Origin of the sequence: Acinetobacter sp. YH01008 (genome assembly GCF_013420435.1) — a bacterium.
GTDB classification, from domain to species: domain Bacteria; phylum Pseudomonadota; class Gammaproteobacteria; order Pseudomonadales; family Moraxellaceae; genus Acinetobacter; species Acinetobacter pseudolwoffii.
In genome coordinates this window covers 1-3,647 of record NZ_VOYD01000066.1, presented here as the reverse complement: position 1 = coordinate 3,647, position 3,647 = coordinate 1, and the positions used below count along the sequence as shown (strand labels likewise).

The following is a 3,647-nucleotide window of genomic DNA, read 5'->3' as shown; positions in this document are numbered from 1 at the left end:
TTCAAATGGCGATTCAGCGTTTAATTGGTTTTGGGAAAAAAGAAGAGTTTAAGGAAATTTTGGCAATTTTAAGAAAGCAGAATCCTGATAGGATAAGGGTTCTGTGAAATTTGTCGTGTACAGAGTATAATAATAATAATCGAGCATGAGTCTCATACGGATGCTCGGGTCGAAAGGGAATCCCCAGGCGAGTAACCTGTTTGCGGTGATCCATTAGCTGCAGGAGCAGAAGAGCATACATCTGGAAGCAAAGCCAGGAAAGCGGCCTATGGAGCTGTGCGGCAGCGCTCAGTAGGCAATTTTTCAAAATATTGTTAAGCCTTTTCTGAGCATGGTATTTTTCATGGTATTACCAATTAGCAGGAAAATAAGCCATTGAATATAAAAGATAAAAATGTCTTGTTTACAATAAAGTGGGAGTAGTAATTTCGTTACTTTGTTTAGAATTTCTTCAGAAATATTTCTTAATAAATCGTGTTTTTCAACAAGCGTAAAATTACTTTCTAAAATCTCTTGTTGTTTAGCTCGAGTTTGGGTATAAGCCCCATAATAAAATTGACGAGGATCTTTAAGCACGTACCAATCTTTCATTTGGATTACAGTACGGCCCTTATCGTAAAGATCAAATTCAGGCTGCCATAAAGGTTTGTAATGAAAATTAATTTCTTCCTGAATATCGTAGGTCGCTTCTTGATAACGTGAAGCTGGTTTATCACCAAATCTTTTTTCAATATAAGCATAAGTATTTCTTAAAGGCTTAACTGAAGATGTTTTAATATCAATTTGCATATAAATCTTCCTGATTTTTTAATAAAGACTAGAGTTTTTATTCTCTAATACCGGCCTGTCCAAATCGCCACTTCATGCGGTCATATTCAATCTTTGCAAAATCATCCGTACTTAGGTGCTGTACTTGATGGTGTGCGCAGAATTCTTCAAAAGCCTTGACTGGCATAATCATTTCTACAGCTAACTCTGGATCACCTATCGAAAATTCAAATTCGATATATTTGTCACGCTGAGTCCCTGTAACATGAATAAAGCAAGGAGGCTGTTCTACATTGAGTTGCTGCATACCAAAATCCTCATATTCTCCATAAGATTATTGCAACTTGCATGCCAATTTTATTTATTATTATTTTTCAAATATTTATGATTTTCTCTTTTTTATTTCATACAATGTTCTTTATCAAATTGGGGTCGTTTGCGGGAGAGGGCGAAATCCTACGCTAAGGCTTTGGCCAACGATATTCTCCGGTAAGATTGATGTGTTCCCAGGGGATAGGAGAAGTCGCTTGATATCTAGTATGACGTCTGTCGCACCTGCTTGATCGCGGCCGCGATAGCTAGATCGCGTTGCTCCTCTTCTCCATCCGCGTTCCAAGCTGCGGAAAGGCACCCATAAGCGTACGCCTGGTCGAGCAGGCGACGCGGATCGACGTCCAGCGCACGAGAGAATGCGTCCGCCATCTGTGCAATGCGTCTAGGATCGAGACAAAGGTCGTCTCTGTCAGCCGGATCGTAGAACATATTGGCGGCGCCAAAGCCCACTTCACCGACCAGACCGACGGGATCTATCACCAGCCAGCCGCGACTGGAGAACATGATGTTTTCATGATGCAGATCGCCATGTAGCCCACGCAGTTCCGAGGCATTGCTCATCATTTGATCGGCTATAATCGCCGCGTGGACGTAGTCAGTTTGACAACCTGCGTTTTGATCATCGCGCGCCCGCTGAAACAAAGCTGCAAAGCGATCCCGGATCGGGAGAAGGGCAGAAGGCAGGGGTTCCTCAGATGCGGCATACAGCTTCGCCATTAGTTCCGCTGCAATTTCGGTCGCCTGGTAGTCGCCGTGCTCGGCAACGATGTGAGAGAGCATTCGCTCCCCGGCATATTCGAGCAACATCAGATTGTTCTCACGACCGAGCAACCGGACTGCTCCCCTCCCATTGCGCCATACCAGATAGTCGGCCCCGCGCAGTTCATCAGCAATGTCTTCTATAGGTTTCAATCCCTTGACGATTGCAGGAGTCCCGTCTGGCAATGAAACTTTCCAAACGAGGCTGGAAAAGGTGTCCGCAATGAGAACAGGTTGCGAAACGTGCCAATGAGCAGGAAAAACAGGCGGCATGAACATCAACCCCAAGTCAGAGGGTCCAATCGCAGATAGAAGGCAAGGCGTTCGCGGTCGGGGGCTTCGATCCCCAATACATTGAATAGGACAGCGAAGGCGCGCTCTGCTTCATCTGGCGCTGCCCAGTTCTCTTCGGCGTTAGCAATCATGAGTGCCAAATCGGCATAGCGATCTGCTGTTCCGAGCCGCCCAAGGTCGATCAGACCCGTGCATTGAAGAGTTTTAGGGTCCACCATGAAGTTCGGCATGCAGGGATCACCATGGCAAACAACCATATCGGTGCGCTCTTGGTCGAGCCGCACCGGTAGCTCTCGTTCGACACGAGCCAAAAGATCGAGCTGCGGCGTACTCTTGTCCTCGTCCGGTAAGAAGTCGGGATTGACGGCATTGCGGGACACCACATCAACGGCGCGTCCGAACATTCGCGACAGCCTGCGCTCAAACGGACATTGATCAACCGATAGGCTGTGAACAGCGCCAAGTTGCTGCCCCATTGACGGCCACGCTTTGAGCAAATCCGCTCCAGACAGATCAGCCGCCGGTACTCCCGGAATTGCCGTTATCACCAAGCATGCACCCTCCTGTTCCTCCTGCCAGTTGATCACCTCGGGGCAAGCCACACCTCGACCTTTGAGCCAAATGAGGCGGTCACGCTCTCCAGCGAGCTCACCGCGGCGGGAAGCAGGTGCGATTTTCGCGAAGGCATGCCCGTCACCACGTCGAAAAACAAAATCACCAGATTCTCCGCCTCTGACAGGCAACCAGTCAGAATGCGATTCACCAAAAAAAATATTAGTTCGATTCAATGGAGGTTCCTTCAGTTTTCTGATGAAGCGCGGAGGTGAGAGGTGGTCCCACTTGTTTGAACAACTAAAAGCTTATTTATAAGTGATACTCTGCTCTAGTTAAGCTACCTTATTTTGTTGTGGTAGCTGGTCATAGTAAAACTCATCTGGAGTCATTTTGTCCAGACTCGAATGAGGTCGTTTCAAATTATAAAATTCAAAATATGCGTTTAATTGCTTCTTCGCATCCAAAACATTGCTGTAGGCTTTGAGATACACCTCTTCATATTTAACGCTCCGCCATAATCGTTCAACCATCACATTATCAACCCATCGACCTTTACCATCCATACTGATTTGAATGCCATTTGATTTCAATACATCAATAAATGCATCACTGGTAAACTGACTGCCTTGGTCTGTATTAAAGACTTCAGGTCGGCCATATTTTTCAATAGCTTCATTTAATGTTTCTATGCAAAATGTAACCTCCATACTAATCGATACTCTATGCGCAAGTACCTTGCGGCTATGCCAATCAATCACAGCACATAAATAAACAAAGCCTTTTGCCATAGGGATATACGTTATATCCGTAGACCACACTTGATTACTGCGCTGAATAGCCAATCCTTTGAGCAGATATGGATATTTACGGTGAGCTTGATTGGCCTGACTTAGATTTGGTTTACGATATAACGCATTAATGCCCATTTTCTTCATTAA

At 45.6% G+C, this 3,647-nt stretch carries 5 protein-coding genes; all 5 read right to left on the bottom strand.

Annotation, left to right across the window (positions count from 1 at the left end; translation table 11 throughout):
- Positions 1-303 precede the first annotated feature (303 nt).
- Complete coding sequence (locus FTT75_RS15485) at positions 304-789, bottom strand: hypothetical protein (protein ID WP_006581703.1); 486 nt, start codon at positions 787-789, stop codon at positions 304-306.
- Positions 790-826: 37 nt separating this feature from the next.
- Positions 827-1,075 (bottom strand): phenol hydroxylase subunit, encoded by a 249-nt coding sequence (locus FTT75_RS15480; protein ID WP_006581702.1) that lies wholly within the window; start codon positions 1,073-1,075, stop codon positions 827-829.
- Between the two features lie 227 nt (positions 1,076-1,302).
- On the bottom strand, positions 1,303-2,139 hold the full coding sequence (locus FTT75_RS15475) for an aminoglycoside O-phosphotransferase APH(6)-Id (RefSeq protein ID WP_000480968.1): 837 nt from the start codon (positions 2,137-2,139) through the stop codon (positions 1,303-1,305).
- A complete protein-coding gene (gene aph(3'')-Ib, locus FTT75_RS15470; RefSeq protein WP_001082319.1) occupies positions 2,139-2,942 on the bottom strand; it encodes an aminoglycoside O-phosphotransferase APH(3'')-Ib in 804 nt (267 codons plus the stop codon). The genes FTT75_RS15475 and aph(3'')-Ib overlap by 1 nt, the downstream gene beginning before the upstream one ends.
- Before the next feature lie 99 nt (positions 2,943-3,041).
- On the bottom strand, positions 3,042-3,647 hold a 606-nt coding region (locus FTT75_RS15465), incomplete at its 5' end, for an IS3 family transposase (RefSeq protein WP_117008159.1).